17 protein-coding genes are annotated in these 14,675 nt (G+C 67.4%); 5 read left to right on the forward strand and 12 right to left on the reverse strand.

Features of this window, described 5'->3' with window-relative positions; genetic code table 11:
• Positions 1–37: 37 nt before the first annotated feature.
• Positions 38–346, reverse strand: a complete 309-nt coding sequence (locus AC3WRR_RS25120; RefSeq protein ID WP_010810880.1) for an H-NS histone family protein — start codon at positions 344–346, stop codon at positions 38–40.
• Positions 347–629: 283 nt separating this feature from the next.
• Between AC3WRR_RS25120 and AC3WRR_RS25125 the strand changes: the two genes are divergently transcribed.
• Positions 630–1,040, forward strand: coding sequence for a VOC family protein (locus tag AC3WRR_RS25125; protein WP_010810881.1), 411 nt, complete (start codon positions 630–632; stop codon positions 1,038–1,040).
• A 180-nt stretch (positions 1,041–1,220) separates the two neighbouring features.
• On the opposite strand, the gene AC3WRR_RS25130 is transcribed toward AC3WRR_RS25125, so the two are convergent.
• Entirely contained in the window at positions 1,221–2,615 is a 1,395-nt protein-coding gene (locus AC3WRR_RS25130) for an NCS2 family permease (protein WP_010810882.1), read from the reverse strand.
• Positions 2,616–3,081: 466 nt separating this feature from the next.
• On the opposite strand from AC3WRR_RS25130, the gene AC3WRR_RS25135 reads away from it, so the two are divergent.
• Positions 3,082–3,288, forward strand: coding sequence for a hypothetical protein (locus AC3WRR_RS25135; protein WP_010810883.1), 207 nt, complete (start codon positions 3,082–3,084; stop codon positions 3,286–3,288).
• A 14-nt stretch (positions 3,289–3,302) separates the two neighbouring features.
• Here the strand turns inward: AC3WRR_RS25135 and AC3WRR_RS25140 are convergent, their stop codons facing one another.
• The gene (locus tag AC3WRR_RS25140; protein WP_058697314.1) at positions 3,303–3,926 is read right to left on the reverse strand and encodes a hypothetical protein; all 624 of its coding nucleotides are present in this window, start codon (positions 3,924–3,926) and stop codon (positions 3,303–3,305) included.
• Between the two features lie 167 nt (positions 3,927–4,093).
• Positions 4,094–4,279 (reverse strand): hypothetical protein, encoded by a 186-nt coding sequence (locus tag AC3WRR_RS25145; RefSeq protein ID WP_010810885.1) that lies wholly within the window; start codon positions 4,277–4,279, stop codon positions 4,094–4,096.
• 224 nt (positions 4,280–4,503) lie between these two features.
• Between AC3WRR_RS25145 and AC3WRR_RS25150 the strand changes: the two genes are divergently transcribed.
• A complete protein-coding gene (locus AC3WRR_RS25150; RefSeq protein WP_010810886.1) occupies positions 4,504–5,661 on the forward strand; it encodes a beta propeller repeat protein in 1,158 nt (385 codons plus the stop codon).
• A gap of 27 nt (positions 5,662–5,688) precedes the next feature.
• Positions 5,689–5,949, forward strand: coding sequence for a MoaD/ThiS family protein (locus AC3WRR_RS25155; RefSeq protein ID WP_010810887.1), 261 nt, complete (start codon positions 5,689–5,691; stop codon positions 5,947–5,949).
• A gap of 8 nt (positions 5,950–5,957) precedes the next feature.
• Here the strand turns inward: AC3WRR_RS25155 and AC3WRR_RS25160 are convergent, their stop codons facing one another.
• From AC3WRR_RS25160 to AC3WRR_RS25195, 8 genes are read right to left on the reverse strand one after another with little or no spacing between them, the layout of a single operon-like run.
• Positions 5,958–6,221, reverse strand: a complete 264-nt coding sequence (locus tag AC3WRR_RS25160) for a gamma-butyrobetaine hydroxylase-like domain-containing protein (RefSeq protein WP_492298418.1) — start codon at positions 6,219–6,221, stop codon at positions 5,958–5,960.
• Between the two features lie 8 nt (positions 6,222–6,229).
• Positions 6,230–7,228 carry a HEAT repeat domain-containing protein gene (locus AC3WRR_RS25165; protein ID WP_492298420.1) on the reverse strand — a complete coding sequence of 333 codons (999 nt, stop codon included), beginning with the start codon at positions 7,226–7,228 and terminating at the stop codon, positions 6,230–6,232.
• Positions 7,229–7,252: 24 nt separating this feature from the next.
• The gene (locus AC3WRR_RS25170; protein ID WP_492298422.1) at positions 7,253–8,059 is read right to left on the reverse strand and encodes an ABC transporter ATP-binding protein; all 807 of its coding nucleotides are present in this window, start codon (positions 8,057–8,059) and stop codon (positions 7,253–7,255) included.
• Entirely contained in the window at positions 8,056–8,901 is an 846-nt protein-coding gene (locus AC3WRR_RS25175) for an ABC transporter permease (protein WP_010810891.1), read from the reverse strand. The genes AC3WRR_RS25170 and AC3WRR_RS25175 overlap by 4 nt, the downstream gene beginning before the upstream one ends.
• A gap of 14 nt (positions 8,902–8,915) precedes the next feature.
• On the reverse strand, positions 8,916–10,337 hold the full coding sequence (locus AC3WRR_RS25180) for an ABC transporter substrate-binding protein (RefSeq protein WP_058697312.1): 1,422 nt from the start codon (positions 10,335–10,337) through the stop codon (positions 8,916–8,918).
• A gap of 40 nt (positions 10,338–10,377) precedes the next feature.
• Positions 10,378–10,623, reverse strand: a complete 246-nt coding sequence (locus AC3WRR_RS25185; protein WP_010810893.1) for a 4Fe-4S dicluster domain-containing protein — start codon at positions 10,621–10,623, stop codon at positions 10,378–10,380.
• A 13-nt stretch (positions 10,624–10,636) separates the two neighbouring features.
• A complete protein-coding gene (locus AC3WRR_RS25190; protein WP_010810894.1) occupies positions 10,637–12,406 on the reverse strand; it encodes a fumarate reductase/succinate dehydrogenase flavoprotein subunit in 1,770 nt (589 codons plus the stop codon).
• Positions 12,403–13,257 carry a GntR family transcriptional regulator gene (locus tag AC3WRR_RS25195; RefSeq protein ID WP_371258364.1) on the reverse strand — a complete coding sequence of 285 codons (855 nt, stop codon included), beginning with the start codon at positions 13,255–13,257 and terminating at the stop codon, positions 12,403–12,405. Before AC3WRR_RS25195 ends, AC3WRR_RS25190 begins: the two co-directional genes overlap by 4 nt.
• Before the next feature lie 241 nt (positions 13,258–13,498).
• Between AC3WRR_RS25195 and AC3WRR_RS25200 the strand changes: the two genes are divergently transcribed.
• A complete protein-coding gene (locus AC3WRR_RS25200; protein ID WP_011617734.1) occupies positions 13,499–14,467 on the forward strand; it encodes a chemotaxis protein in 969 nt (322 codons plus the stop codon).
• Positions 14,468–14,675: the final 208 nt, after the last annotated feature.

The raw sequence follows: 14,675 nt of genomic DNA on the forward strand, positions 1-14,675 counted from the left end.
GCGCGTGAGACAGGCGCGCGCTGGCCGCGCTGGCGGCTTACTGCTCGATCAGGAAACGCTCCGGGCGCTTGCCCAGCCATGCCGGCGCGCGGCCGCGGCCCGACCAGGTCTTGCCGGTCTTGGGGTCCATGTACTTCGGCGGCAAGGCGGATGCGGGCTTCTTGGCACTCGAACCAGCCGGGCGGCCACGCTTGCGGCGCGGCAGGATGTCTTCGGCGGTCAGGCCGTATTCAGTCATCAGGTCCCGGATTTTGTCGATCACGCCGGCGACTTCCGTCGCACGCACTTCATTCAGCTTGGCTTCCAGCGCTTCCTTCTCAGCCAGGAGTTGCTTGTATGTCGCCATTTATATCCCCTTTCTGCAAATAGGCCGCTGCATGGTACTAGAAGTGTGGTGTCGGTTCACCTAAAAAAATTTTACAAAAAATAACGGAGATTGCACGGACTGATTGTTTGCCGGCCTGAATTGACGGTCGCACAGCCCACGATGCAGCCGGCATTGGGCTGGGCATCGCCCGTTTTGCCCGCATTTAAGGACAATGAAAATACGCACGCCCCAGGCCTTTAGCGCCTAGACTGCTTGTCTGCGCCCGGCGCAGCCCCCTCTGACACGACTACCGGAGCCCCTGATGAGCCAGCAGATTTTTGTCAATTTGCCCGTCCGTGACCTGCAAAAGTCGATTGCCTTCTTTACGCAGTTGGGTTTTTCCTTCAATCCGCAATTTACCGACGACACTGCCACCTGCATGATCGTCGGCGAAAACATTTTCGTGATGCTGCTGACCGAAGCCAAGTTCCGCAGCTTCTCGCCCAATGAAATCTGCGATGCACGGAAATCGACTGAGGTGCTGGTTTGCCTGTCGATGGAAACCCGCGCGCGCGTGGATGAAATGGTCAATGCCGCGGTCGCGGCGGGTGGCAATACCTACAAGCCGCCGATGGATTTGGGATTCATGTACGGGCATGGATTCCAGGATCCCGATGGCCATGTCTGGGAACTGGTGTACATGGATGTGGCGGCAATGCAGGCCGGGCAATGAAGGCGATTTAGCGAAACGCCATTCGCCAAGCGCGGGACCTTTCAGGCAAGCCACCAAAAAAACAGCCCGGGAAAGCAGGAAGCCCGGGCTTGAAATCCACCTGGATCACGGTGGAGGAGACATCTGGTTGTCAGCGTGCCCGGCGGGGCGCCCGGGACGCGGCAGTAGCTTTCGGCAGGATCAGATGGCCCAGCCCCCGGCATAGAACGCAGCCAGCACGACCGCGATGGCCACCGTGCCGACATTGAGCTTGCGCCATTCGCCAGCCACCACGCGGCCCACCACCAGGGTGCAGAAGCCCAGCATGATGCCGGTCACGATATTGCAGGTCAGCACGATGAACACGGCGCAGACCAGGCCAGCCATCGCGTCGACCATGTCGTCCATGTGCAGGCGGCTCACGCTCGACAGCATCAGCAGGCCCACGTACATCAGCGCGGGCGCGGTGGCGTACGACGGCACCAGCCCGGCCAGCGGCGAGAAGAACATCACCGCAACGAACAGCAGGCCCACCACCACGGCGGTCAGGCCGGTCTTGGCGCCGGCCGCAACGCCGACGGTCGACTCGATGTAGGCTGCAGCCGGAGCGCCGCCGAACATCCCCGAGAAGATCGAGCTGACCGAATCCGCGGTCAGCGCGCGCCCGCCATTGTGGATATGGCCGGCAGCGTTGAGCTGGCCGGCTTGTCCGGCGACCGCGCGGATCGTGCCGGTGGCATCGAACACCGCGGTCATCACCAGGGCCAGCACGCTCGGCAGCACTGCTGCCGTCAGCGCGCCGCGCACGTCCATGGCGCCGATCAGCGATTCATGGCCGGGTGCGCTCAGCGACGGCAGCGCGAACACGCCGGTGAACTTCACCGCCGGGTCGAAGGCCAGGCCCAGCGCGGAGATCGCGATGATCACCAGCAGGATGCCGCCCGGCACCTTGCGGCGCTCCAGGCCGAAGATCGCGGCCAGGCCCAGCACCGACATCACCACCGGGAACGAGGTGATCTTGCCCAGTGACACCGGCAGGCCGGGGTGAGCGTTCTTGACCACCAGGCCGACTTCATTCGAGGCGATCAACAGCAGGAACAGGCCGATGCCGATGCCGGTGCCGTGCGCCACGCCGGCGGGCAGGTTGCGCAGGATCCAGGAGCGCACGCCGGTGACGGAGATCGCGGTGAAGATCACGCCCATCAGGAACACGGCGCCGAGCGCGACCGCCGGCGACAGGCCCTGCCCCAGCACCAGCCCGAAGGCCATGAATGCGGTCAGCGAGATGGCGCAGCCGATGGCGATCGGCAGCTTGGCCCACAGGCCCATCAGCAGGGAGCCGAAGGCGGTGGTCAGGCACACCGCGACAAAGACCGCGCTGGTGTCGAAGCCGGCCTTGCCCAGCATGCCGGGAACGACAAAGACGGCGTAGACCATCGCCATGAAGGTGGTCACCCCGGCGACCACTTCCTTGCGCTGGGTGCTGCCGCGCGCGGTGATCTCGAAAAACGCGTCGATCCGGCTCCGGACTTCGGGGACTTGGGGGCGTGCAGCATCGGCTTCCGTCGCGGACGACGGATAGGGCTGTTCGATCATGATGAGCTGTCTCCTTGCGGGCGCTGCAACGTCCGTCGTACGGACTGTCGTCAGGCGTGTCTCACGTGGTTCTGGTCTGGGCTGGAGGCGCAAACCTGGCCAACCCGCTGTTATCGGTGTGCCGCTTGTCGGTGCCTCTGCGGGCGCGATCCGGGCAAGGCTGAAGGCTAGGTGACCACGCGCCATGCATCATCACCGGCAGGCAATGCGCGGCATGTGCATCGAGGAATATCGAATGTGACGATTGGGCACCTTGGATTGCCGGATTGGCATCAGGTGGCGCGTGCGGCAGGCGGCCATTATCACGCACCCCATATACGGCCTATAGGTACAGACCCGGATGATTCAGGCGCAACTTCTCTATACTAGGGATAACCCTGAGCTGCCTCCCGATCCGGGCCGAACCACGGCTGGATGTGCTTCGTGAGGCGCACCAACTTCCATCCAACCGGAAAGGATATTCGCCATGCAAGTACTCGCCGACACCCTCTATCGCCAGCCCGCCCAAGCCAAGGCATCGAAGCCCGCCGCCCAGCCGGCACGCGATGTTGCCTACTACGCCCGCGTGGGCGGCGGCCAATCGCTGGCCGCGCGGGTGCGCGCCTACTTTGCCCAGGGCTGGACCCTGTACGTAGCCAACGCACGCGAGGCCGCGCCGATCCGCTGGCTGTAAGCGGGCGCGCTGCCTCAGTACATGCCGGTGCGGGCCATGAACGTGTCCAGGGTCCAGCCGCGCCCGAGCAGCAGCATGCGCGTATGCAGGCCCTCACGCACTGGCGCGTCGACGGCCTGGCCCAGCCAGGTCAGCGTCTTGTGGCGCAAGTCCACATAGCCCATCGGGTAATCGGCGGCCAGCACCTGCCATAGGGCGTTGGCGCCGGCCGACTGGCGCGCCCCGCTCAGCAGGCACAGCCCGCCATCCAGCGCCCAGCGGTACAGCGCCCGAGCCAGGCCGCGGCGCTGGTAAGCGGGCGCAAACTTTGTGTGCGGCGCCCGTACCCATGGGTCGGCCCGGCGGCCGACCTCGATCAGCCGGTTGAAGACGGTATAACCGGCCAGCCGGCGCTGCATCACATCTTCCACATACACGTAGTACTCGCCGTCGGCCTCGCGATAGCGCAGGCGCAGGCCTGGCGCGCCCGCGGGCAGCGCCGGCATCGCATGCAGGCAGTCGCCGGGTTGGCCGATGCGGTCGTGCAGGGCACCCAGCTCGCGCTCGATATCGCCCGGCGCGAGCTCAACGTCGATGCGCAGTTCGAGCGCGCGCGGCAGGGCCGGCGCCGGCAGGCGCAGGGCATGGAAATTCACCATGGCAAGACTCCACTGGGGCTCAGGGATTGAGGATCAGGTAGAGGGCGGCAAGCGCCACCATGGCGCAGAAGGTATGGCGGTAGAGCGGGGACATGTCTGGCTTTCTCCTGGCTGCATGATCAAGCGGGTGCCGGATGGCATCCGCGACATGGGCCGTGCGGGAAAGCTCAGGACTGGAGGGTGGCGCCCCGAGCTGCCCGCACGGCCAGGAAAAGCACGGCGCGGCGGACCTGGGCGTACGCGTGGAAGCGGTCGGCCAGGTCGATGGCGGCGCCCGGGCGCTGCGCGGCGCGCACGCCTGCCGCCGGCAGGGCCGGGCGGTTCAGGGTGGCGAAGCGGACAGTGCGAAGCATGGGTGTCGGGGCGCGAAAGCATCGGGGGAACATTGCTTATGCCACACTTCGCGCGCAATGTCGAGGCAAGTTGCGGGCTTCCGCTTTTAACTCCGTGCTACTTCGTAATCATGGTGGCTATGGCCGGCCTGCCGGCCACAGCTCCGCCATCTTTAATTGTGAACACTGTCTACATGTACTAGACTCAGAAAGCATCGTTCACCGGCCTTCTTGCAGGAGCCAAGATGACGACTTCCCCCACACCCGAAACCGACACCGGCCCCGTCAGGCTGCTGGTGGCCACCACCAAGGGCGCCTGGTTCCTGACCAGCGACGCCGCGCGCCGCAGCTGGCAGATCGAGGGCCCGACGTTCCTCGGCCATACCATCCACCATATCGTGCAGGACCCGCGCGACCCGTCGCGCATGCTGATGGCGGCGCGCACCGGCCACCTGGGCCCGACCGTGTTCCGCTCCACCGACGGCGGCCGCAACTGGACCGAAGCCGCGCGCCCGCCCGCCTTCGACAAGGCCCCGGAGGGCGAGACCGGCCGCGTCGTCGACCACGTGTTCTGGCTCACGCCCGGCCATGCCAGCGAGCCCGGCACCTGGTATGCCGGCACCTCGCCGCAGGGCCTGTTCCGCAGCGCCGACCACGGCGTGACCTGGGAGCCGGTATCAGGCTTCAACGACCACCCGAACTGGCGCACCTGGACCGGCGGCGAGCAGGACGGCACGCCCGACGGCCCCAAGATGCATTCCGTGCTGGTCGATCCGCGCGACGCGCGCCACCTGTATATCGGCATGTCCAGCGGCGGCGTGTTCGAGAGCACCGACGGCGGCGCGGACTGGAAGCCGCTGAACCGCGGCAGCCTCGCCACCTTCCTGCCCGATCCCAATCCCGAGTACGGCCAGGATCCGCACTGCATGCTGCAGCATCCCGCCGACCCGGACATCCTGTACCAGCAGAACCATTGCGGCATCTACCGCATGGACCGCCGCGAAGGCGTGTGGAAACGCATCGGCGAAGCCATGCCGGCGGAAGTGGGCGATATCGGCTTCCCCATCGTCGCCCACCGCCGCGATCCGCGCACGGTCTGGGTGTTCCCGATGGATGGCAGCGACGTCTGGCCGCGCGTCAGCCCGGGCGGCCGCCCGGCAGCGTATGTCACGCGCGATGCCGGCGAAACCTGGCAGCGCCAGGACCGCGGCCTGCCCGCCGAACAAGGCTGGTTCACGGTCAAGCGCCAGGCCATGGCCACCGACGGCCACGCGCCGGTGGGCGTGTACTTCGGCACCACCGGCGGCGAGATCTGGGCCAGTGCCGATGAAGGCGAGGGCTGGCAATGCATCGCCCGCAACCTGCCGCAGGTCTACGCGGTTACCGTGGCGCGCCCTGCCTGAATGCCATCAGCCGACCGGAGAACTTCCATGCAGGTCCGTATCGCGACGCCGCTCTTCTCCTATACCGGACAGCGCGAATACGTCGAGGCCCGTGGCGCCAGCATCGCCGAGCTGCTCGACGACCTTGACCGCCAGTTCCCCGGCATGCGCTTTCGCATCGTCGATGAGCAGGGCAAGCTGCGGCCGTATATCCGCGTCTTCGTCAACCGCACGCAGCTGATGCGGCTGGACGCGCCGTTGAAGGAAACCGACGAGGTGCATATCCTGCAGGCGCTGGCGGGCGGGTAAGCGCCCGGCTACAGCGCCTGCAGGTACGGCCACGGGTAGATGCCGCGGTTGTGCCCGTCGCTGAACACGATCTGCACACCATAGCCCATTTCGCCGAGGGCGACGATTTGCGTGTCGCCCGGCCCGGCCTCCGAGGGCTTGCCGCGGCAGGCGGCGCAACGGCAGGCTGCGCGCAAGCGGCCCGGGTCCAGCGACTGGCACTGGCCGTCTGGCCAGTAGACGCGCAGCGCGCCGTTGGCGCGGGAGAGCTCCAGGCGCGTGGGTACGACCATGCCGCCGCTCATGCATGAGCCTCCGGCGCGCCGATCTGCGCCAGCGCAATGCGTACGGCCTTGCGTACCTCCGGATCGGCATCGTCGGCGGCCGAGGCAAGGGCCGGCACGGCTGCCGCATCCCGCAGGCTCCCCAGCGACAGCGCGGCCTCTTTGCGCAGGTTGCTGATGGCGTGGGCCAGCTGCATCGTCAGCGGCACCAGCGCCGCGCGGTCGCGCAGCTTGCCGAGAGCCCTGGCGGCCTGCAGGCGGACCTGCCAGTAGCGGTCCTCCAGCGCGTCGATCAACGGGCCCACGGCTTCAGGGAATTTCAGTTTTCCCAGCGTCTGCGCGGCTTCTTCCCGCACCTGCCAGGCGCCGTCGCGCAGGGCCGCCAGCAACGCATCGCGCGCCGACGGGTCGGCAGCCAGGCCGAGCGCGCCGGCGGCGGCGCGCCTGACGTCGGTATCGGCATCGCTGGTCGCAGCTTGTGCCAGCGCGGGCAGGGCTTCGCTGCGCCTGAGCCAGCCCAGCACGGCCACGGCTTCGCGGCGCACCGGGGCGGCCGCGTCGGACAGGGCCGCGATGGCCGCATCGAAGCCGGCCGCATAGCGCAGCTCGCGCAGGCCGCGCCACGCGGCCGCCCGGACAAAGGGATCGCCGTGCGTGACCCACGGCAGCAAGGCGGCACCGGAGGCGGGCGCCTTCAGTTCCGACAATCCCTGTGCTGCCGCTTCGGCCACTTCGCGGCTGGGGTCGGCCAGTGCCGCGGCCAGCGCCGGGACGACCGCTTCCTGTTCCCAGCTGGCCAGCGTGCGCGCGGCTTCCGCGCGCACGGATTCGGCAGGGTCCGATTGCAGGCGCTGCAGCAGCAGCGGCACGCCGTCTTCATCCTCCAGGTCGGCAAGTTGCAGCACGGCCACGCGTCGCACCGCGGGGTCGGGGTCGGCCAGGCGCAGCGTCAGCGCGCCGATGGAGGGATCGAGATCAAACAGGGATTCGTCAGGCAGGGTGGAAGCTTGCGGCATGGATGGCAGTCAGGTCGATAGCGGTCAGGCGGCGGTCGCGAGCGCGCTGGCCTGGGTGTGGTCGTGCAGCAGGTCGCGGCAGCGGCGCTTGAACCGGATGAAATCGTCATCGGTCATCAACTCGGCGCGGCGGGGCCGCTCGAAGGGGATAGCGATATCTTCAAGGATGCGTCCGGGCCGTGGCGACATCACCAGCACGCGGTCGGCCAGGAACAGCGCCTCGTCGATGTCATGGGTGACGAAGACCACGGTGGTGCGCATCCGCGCCCAGACCTCGAGCAGCAGGGCTTGCATATGGGCGCGGGTCTGCGCGTCGAGCGCACCGAAGGGCTCGTCCATCAGCAGCACGCGCGGCCGGTTGATCAGCACGCGCGCAATCTCCGCGCGCTGCTGCATGCCGCCGGAAAGCTGGGCGGGGTAGCGCTGCGCGAAGCCGCCCAGGCCGACCAGGTCCAGCAGGGCCTGCGCCTCGCGCTTGCGCTCGGCGGTGGGCACGCCCTGCATCTTCAGGCCGAAGGCGACGTTGTCGAGCACGCGCTTCCACGGGAACAGCGAGTGCTGCTGGAACACCAGCCCGCGCTCCGGCGCGGGGCCGCGCACCGGCGCCCCGTCGAGCAGGATCTCGCCCGCCGCCGCCGGCAGGTGTCCGGCGATGGCGCCCAGCAGCGTGGACTTGCCGCAGCCCGACGGCCCCAGGATGCAGACGAACTGCCCGGCGGGAATGTCGATGGATAGCTGGTGCACGGCGGTGAAGGCGGCATCGCCCTGGCCCAGCGCCACATCCAGGCCGCGCACCTGCAGGTGGCCCGCGCGGATCGGTTGGCTCGTCATGCGCGCACCTGCTGCAGGCGGGTCCACGGCATCAGCCACGCGCCGAGGCGCTTGATCAGCGCGCTGCTGCCCATGCCGAAGGCACCGATCAGGAGCATGCCGACGACGATGTCCGCATAGTTCTGCAGGTTGTAGGCCTCCCACGTGTAGTAGCCGATGCCGTACTGGCCGGCGATCATCTCGGCGGTGACCAGGCAGAACCAGGACGTGCCCATGCCGATCGCCAGCCCGGTGACGATACTCGGCAGCGCCGCGGGCAGCAGCACCTCGGGGAAGACGGTCCAGCGGCGCGCGCCCAGGCTGCGCGCCGTGGCGACCAGGCGCGGGTCGGTGCGCTCCACGCCGTGGATGGTGTTGAGCAGGATCGGGAACAGCGCCCCGATGAAGGTGATGAAGATCATGCTCAGCTCCGAAGACGGGAACATCAGGATTGCCAGCGGAATCCACGCCACGCCGGGGATCGGGCGCAGCACCTCCAGCGGTGGCAGCAGCAGGTCTTCCAGCCAGCGCGAGCGGCCGATCGCCATGCCGAGCACGATGCCAGCCACGGCCGCCGCGCCAAAGCCGGCAAACACGCGGTACAGGCTGTTGCTCAGGTGCAGCACCAGCTTGGGTGACTGCAGCAGTTGCCAGGCCGCCGGAACCACGTCGCTGGGCGCGGGCACATTGGCGAAGGTGACGAGGCCGAGGTGGGCCCGGTGGGACGAGGCCAGCTGCCACAGCACGATGCAGCTGGCCAGCGCGGCCAGGCGCACCAGCCAGCGTGCCAGCCGCACGCGTGCCGCGCCCGGCGCGGCCGGTGCCACCGGGGGCGCCCCCGCTTCAAGGCTGATCGAGGTCATGGGCGCGCTCCGCGTCAGTTGCTGGCCACGGCGACCGCGGCGCCGCTGACTGCGGCAAAGTCCCGCACATTGCCACCATTGGCCTTTGCCCAGCCATCCGCTGAGCCCTTGAGCAGGAAGGCGCTCACCTGCCCCTTGCCGTCCTGCACGTACCACGCCTTGCTGGCCAGCAGCTTCAGGCCGGTATTGCGGTCATGCACATACAGCACGCGCGCCTGCTTGCCCTCTTTTGCAGCCTGCCTGAGCGCGGCGAATGCTGCAGCCGGCGAGGCATAGGCGCGCACCCTGGACTCGCCCCGCAGCCACAGCTGCGCGGCCAGCTTCGGTTCGGCGATGGGTTTGCCGCTGCCCGCGTCCTTCGCCGCGAGGGGCTGTTTGTCGTAGGACTTCAGGCGCGCTTCATAGTCCAGCCCCTCCAGCCTGAAGGCTTCGCGGATGTAGCGCTCGTCGATCACGGTGTCGGCGCTGAGGTCGGCATCGGTGCGCTTGAGCAGCTTCAGCGTCTCGATCGAGGTCTGCAGCGCCTGGCGGTACTCCGGCTTCCAGGTGTAGTCGCGGTTCTGCAGGCCGAGCGGGCCATGGAACAGGTAGTCCACCTCGGCGTCGATGCCGGTCACCCGGGCAATCAGCTCGCTGTATTTCTCGGGCTCCGCCGCCATCAGGCGGTCGGCCTCGATCGCGGCGCGCAGGTAGGCCACCACGATCTCCGGGTACTTCTGCGCGTATTCCGCGTTCACCAGCGCGCCGTGGAAGGTGGGGGCCTCGGCCTGGGCGCCGTCATAGATCTTGCGGGCAAAGCCGCGGAAGACAAAGAGCTCGGGGAAGGGCACGAAGTTGGCATGGCCGTCCACCTTGTGTGCCTGCAGCGCCGAGCCGCCGACCTCGGGCGACTGCGACACCAGGGTCACGTCCTTGTCCGGGTCCCAGCCCTGGCGCTTGATCGCGCGCAGCAGCATGCCGTGCGCGGTGGAGCCGAACGGCACCGAGATGGTCTTGCCCCTGAGTTCCGCCAGCGACTGGACCGGCGAATCCGCCGGCACCACGATGCCGTTGCCGGTGCCGATCGCGTTGCCCGACAGCGGCGCGATGAACAGGCTCTTCTTGCCGGCCTTCTGGAAGGCCGCGGCATTGAGCGAGCCGGGGAAGTCCGCCATGGCGCCGATATCCAGCTTGTCGGCCACCATCTCGTTGGTCAGCGGCGGGCCGGAGGTGAAGTTCTTCCATTGCACGTCGTAGGTGACGTCCTTGTACTTGCCGGTGCGCGGCAGGTACTTGTCGAGCAGCTTCAGTTCGCGGATCAGCAGGCCGCCGGTGGCGCAGTTGATGGTGGTGTCCTGCGTGCCGATGGCAACGCGGATGGTTTCGGCACTGGCCGTGCCGGCCAGGCTGGCGGCGGCCAGTGCCAGGAGCAGGTGGATGCTGGTGGAGGCTTTCATGGGGTTATCTCTGTGGTGCTGTTGTCATGAAGCGGGGCAATCAACGCAGCAGGTACGGGATCTCGACCCTGACCGCGCCCGTCGGGCAATCCTTCTCGCAGGGCATGCAGTACCAGCACTCGTCGAACTGCATGAATGCCTTGCCTTTGGTCAGGTCGATGGCCAGCAGGTCCATCGGGCAGACATCGACGCAGACCGTGCAGCCCTTGTCGGCAATGCACTTGTCTTCATCGATGGTGACCGGCGCGCTGCTGCGCTGGGCGATCTCATGCGGGGTGTAGGCCATGGCGTGGGTTCCTTCAGGCGGCAGCCAGGGTGGCGGGTTCGGCAGTGGCGGCCGTGGCGGCGGCCTGGCCGCGGCTGACGCGCAGCCGCTGGTAGGCGGTGGCGTCGTCGCCTGCCACCGGGACGATGTACGGCTCGATCGCGCGCTTGTGGCTGACCATGCGCCCGGCTTCATCCTTGCTCAGGTGCGTATGGCAGAACCAGTCCGCATCATTGCGCTGCGGATAGTCGACGCGATGGTGGTAGAGACCCCAGCGGCTCTCGGTGCGGAACAGGGAGGCGCGTGCCGCCATCTCGGCGCAGTCGCGGATTGCCATCACCTCGACCGCGCGCATCAGCTCGTGCGGATTGGCGGCGCGGATCTGGCCGATGTCCTCGGCGATGGCGTCAAAGCGCTGCAGGCCGATTTCCATCTTGCGCGTGACCTTGGGCGGCTGCAGGTAGTCGTTGACCATGCGGCGCAGCTTGTATTCCACCTGGGCGGGCGGCAGCCCACTCTCGCGCGCCAGCGGTGCGAACACGCGCGCGCGCTCCGCCTCGACCTGGGCCGCATCGGCTTCAGGCAGGCCGCGGCCGGCGACGTAGTCGGCCGCGTTGTGCCCGGCAAACCAGCCATAGGTGAAGGCGCCCAGCATGTAGTTGTGCGGCACGGCGGCCATGTCTCCGGCCGCGTACAGCCCCGGCACGGTAGTCTCGGCGCGCTCGTTCACATGCACGCCGGAAGCGCTGTGGCCGCTGCAGAAGCCGATCTCCGAGATATGCATCTCCACCATCTGCCTGCGGTAGTCGGTGCCGCGCCCGGCGTGGAACTGGCCGCGGCTGGGCCGTTCGTTGGTGTGCAGGATCGTCTCGATGGTCTGGATGGTTTCTTCCGCCAGGTGGTCAAGCTTCAGGAACACCGGGCCGTTGCCGCCCTGGAGCTCCTGGTAGAACTCCCACATCATCTGGCCGCTCCAGTAGTCGCATTCGATAAAGCGCTCGCCCTTGCCGTTGGCGGTATAGCCGCCCAGCGGGCCGGTCACGTAGGCGCAGGCCGGGCCGTTGTAGTCCTTGATCAGCGGATTGATCTGGAAGCACTCCAGGTTGGCCAGCGCGGCGCCGGCGTGATAGGCCATGGCATAGCCATCGCCGGCATTGGTCGGGTTCTCGTAGGTGCCCATCAGGTAGCCGGAAGCGGGCAGGCCCAGGCGGCCGGCCGCGCCGCAGCACAGGATCACGGCGCGCGCGCGGATCACGTGGAAGTCCGCGCTGCGGCAGTCGAAGCCCATCACGCCGCCGGCGGCGCCGCTGGCGTCGGTCAGCACGCGCGTGGCGACGATGCGGTTGGTGATCTCTACCCGCGCGCGCTTGAGCTGGCGGTACAGCACCTTCTTGACGTTGTGTCCTTCCGGCATCGGCAGCACATAGGAGCCCATGTGATGGACCTTCTTCACTGCGTAGTCGCCGGTCTCGTCCTTCTCGAACCTGACGCCCCAGCGATCCAGCTGCTCGATGGTGGCAAAGCTGTGGCGCGCGTAGGCATAAACGGTGGACTGGTCGACGATGCCGTCGTTGGCCACGGTGATCTCGCGGGTGTACTGCTCGGGCGTGGCGTGGCCGGGGATCACGGCATTGTTCAGCCCGTCCATGCCCATCGAGATGGCGCCGCTGCGCTTGACGTGCGCCTTGTCGAGCAGCAGCACGCGCAGCGCGGGGTTGCGTTCCTTGGCCTTGATCGCGGCCATCGGGCCGGCGGTGCCGCCGCCGACGACAACGATGTCGTATTCGTGAGTCAGGGTATTCATGCGGAGGGCTTCCCCTTGCTGGCTGGTTTGCGGGGCCGTGCATGGCCGGCTGGGCTGGTGACGCTGGCGGCTGGCGCGGTCTTGTGCCGGTCTGCGCGCAGCCGGTACTGGAACGCGTCGCCGCGGAAGTAGAGGAACTCGTAATCGATAGGCGTGCCTTGCGCGTCATGGGTCAGGCGTTCGATGCGCAGCACCGGCGCGCCTTCCTCGATGCGCAGGGCCTGGGTCAGCTCGTCGTCGGCGAGGATGGCGTCGACACTCAGGTCGGCATGGCCGAGCTTCACGCCACAGTCGTTTTCCAGGATCAGGAAGATGTCGCGCGTGGCCAGGTCGGCAGTGAGCAGGCGGCGGCCGACGGCCTCGGACACCCAGGTCAGCTCCAGCGACACCGGCTCGCGGTTGAGCAGGCGCACGCGCCGGATCTCCACCACCGGATCGCCTTCGCGCAGCCGCAGTTGCGTGGCAACGTGACGGCTGGCAGGTACGCATTTGCAGTTGCGTATCTGGTTCAGGATCTCGTAGCCCATGCTCGACATGGCCTCGGCAAAGCCTTGCAGCGAAGTCACGTTCTGGAAGGCGCGGGGCTTGGAGACGAAGGTGCCCTTGCCATGGATCTTGAAGATCAGCCCCTCCTTCTGCAGGTCGCCCAGCGCCTGGCGCACGGTGATGCGGCTGGCGCGAAAGCGCTCGCCCAGCTCGCTTTCCGACGGCATCTGGTGGTGCGGCGGATAGGTGCCGTCCAGGATGCTGGCGCGCAAGGCGTCCTTGATTTGCGTATAGAGCGGCAGCGGGATCGGTGCCGGCATGGCTGCGGCGGCGGGGACGGGTACCACGTTGGTCCGGGTCGTCATGGGGATCGACATAGCGTGTTATGACAAGTTGGGAACCACTATATGGACGACGCTGCGCCGGAGGAACGAAGCAATCCGGATATGCAAGGATGAAATCCGAACACGCGCTGCGTGCGCCTCTCAACTCCAGTTGCCCCGCGCCGATATCCAGTCATGAACCCTGCCGTCCGCCATCCGCCGCGGCCGCAGGCAGATGACAACGACGGCGGCAAAAACCACACGCACGGCACGGGAGCGCAGCATGAGCAGTTCCATGAGGGACATCGACGAACGGACCAACCTGACCAACAACAACCAGTTCGAGCTGCTGCTGTTCCGGCTTGGCGAAGCCGAGCATTCCGGCCAGACGGAGCTGTTCGGGATCAATGTCTTCAAGGTGCGCGAGATCCTGGTGATGCCGCACGTGACGACCGTGGTGGGGGCCGACCCGTCGATCCTGGGCATGGCGGATATCCGCGGCCAGGTGATCCCGGTGATCGACCTGCCCCGGCTGGTGGGCTGCAAGCCGCGCAGCGGCCTGGGCATCCTGCTGGTGACGGAATATGCACGTTCGACGCAGGGCTTCGCGGTGGAGGCAGTGGAGGAAATTGTGCGCCTGGAGTGGAACCAGGTGCATTCGGCCGAGGCCAGCGTGCGGACCGGCCACGTCACCAGCATCGCCAAGCTGGACGGGGACACCGCCGGGGGCGCGGACCCGTCGCGGCTGGTGCAGGTGCTGGACGTCGAGCAGATCCTGCGCGATGTGCTGCCGACGCGGCAGCCGGACGTGGACCCGGGCACGGTCGGCCCGCAGTTGAGCCTGCGCCCCGGCGCCAAGGTCATTGCCGCCGACGATTCGGCACTGGCGCGCGGCCTGATCGAGCAGGGGCTGAAGGCGCTGGGCGCGCCGGTGGTGATGACCAAGTCCGGCAAGGAGGCGTGGGAGCTGCTCGACCGCATCGCCGCCGAGGCGGCCAGCCATGGCAGGTCAGTGCAGGACGAGGTGGCGCTGGTGCTGACCGACCTGGAGATGCCGGAGATGGACGGTTTCACCCTGACCCGCAAGATCAAGGCGGACAGCCGGCTGAAGTCGCTGCCGGTGGTGATTCACTCGTCACTGTCGGGAGAGGCCAGCGAGGAGCATGTGCGCAAGGTGGGCGCGGACGCTTATGTAGCGAAATTCGTGGCCAAGGAACTGGCCGACACCATCCGCGAGGTGCTGACGCGCTGAGCGCCCGGCGGCGGAAGAATCGCAACAGGCACAAAATTCGAACGCCCGCAACCATTCCCGTAGCCCGGAGGGTTGCCTATAAAACGGGCACTCCAGTGAATTCCAGCACCGGCGCGCCCTTTGCGGTTGTCAAGAGGGGGGATATCCACTGAAGCTGTGGATAGTTCCTGTGGACAAGTCGGGGCTCCCGGCCGTGACTGCCCCAGTC

This window comes from Cupriavidus sp. FW305-3-2-15-C-LB2 (assembly GCF_058787575.1).

Bases quoted from the DNA above. Each gene is read 5' to 3' on its own strand.
- AC3WRR_RS25120 (WP_010810880.1), bottom strand. From the start codon at position 346: ATGGCGACATACAAGCAACTCCTGGCTGAGAAGGAAGCGCTGGAAGCC.
- AC3WRR_RS25125 (WP_010810881.1), top strand. From the start codon at position 630: ATGAGCCAGCAGATTTTTGTCAATTTGCCCGTCCGTGACCTGCAAAAG.
- AC3WRR_RS25130 (WP_010810882.1), bottom strand. From the start codon at position 2,615: ATGATCGAACAGCCCTATCCGTCGTCCGCGACGGAAGCCGATGCTGCA.
- AC3WRR_RS25135 (WP_010810883.1), top strand. From the start codon at position 3,082: ATGCAAGTACTCGCCGACACCCTCTATCGCCAGCCCGCCCAAGCCAAG.
- AC3WRR_RS25140 (WP_058697314.1), bottom strand. From the start codon at position 3,926: ATGGTGAATTTCCATGCCCTGCGCCTGCCGGCGCCGGCCCTGCCGCGC.
- AC3WRR_RS25145 (WP_010810885.1), bottom strand. From the start codon at position 4,279: ATGCTTCGCACTGTCCGCTTCGCCACCCTGAACCGCCCGGCCCTGCCG.
- AC3WRR_RS25150 (WP_010810886.1), top strand. From the start codon at position 4,504: ATGACGACTTCCCCCACACCCGAAACCGACACCGGCCCCGTCAGGCTG.
- AC3WRR_RS25155 (WP_010810887.1), top strand. From the start codon at position 5,689: ATGCAGGTCCGTATCGCGACGCCGCTCTTCTCCTATACCGGACAGCGC.
- AC3WRR_RS25160 (WP_492298418.1), bottom strand. From the start codon at position 6,221: ATGGTCGTACCCACGCGCCTGGAGCTCTCCCGCGCCAACGGCGCGCTG.
- AC3WRR_RS25165 (WP_492298420.1), bottom strand. From the start codon at position 7,228: ATGCCGCAAGCTTCCACCCTGCCTGACGAATCCCTGTTTGATCTCGAT.
- AC3WRR_RS25170 (WP_492298422.1), bottom strand. From the start codon at position 8,059: ATGACGAGCCAACCGATCCGCGCGGGCCACCTGCAGGTGCGCGGCCTG.
- AC3WRR_RS25175 (WP_010810891.1), bottom strand. From the start codon at position 8,901: ATGACCTCGATCAGCCTTGAAGCGGGGGCGCCCCCGGTGGCACCGGCC.
- AC3WRR_RS25180 (WP_058697312.1), bottom strand. From the start codon at position 10,337: ATGAAAGCCTCCACCAGCATCCACCTGCTCCTGGCACTGGCCGCCGCC.
- AC3WRR_RS25185 (WP_010810893.1), bottom strand. From the start codon at position 10,623: ATGGCCTACACCCCGCATGAGATCGCCCAGCGCAGCAGCGCGCCGGTC.
- AC3WRR_RS25190 (WP_010810894.1), bottom strand. From the start codon at position 12,406: ATGAATACCCTGACTCACGAATACGACATCGTTGTCGTCGGCGGCGGC.
- AC3WRR_RS25195 (WP_371258364.1), bottom strand. From the start codon at position 13,257: ATGACGACCCGGACCAACGTGGTACCCGTCCCCGCCGCCGCAGCCATG.
- AC3WRR_RS25200 (WP_011617734.1), top strand. From the start codon at position 13,499: ATGAGCAGTTCCATGAGGGACATCGACGAACGGACCAACCTGACCAAC.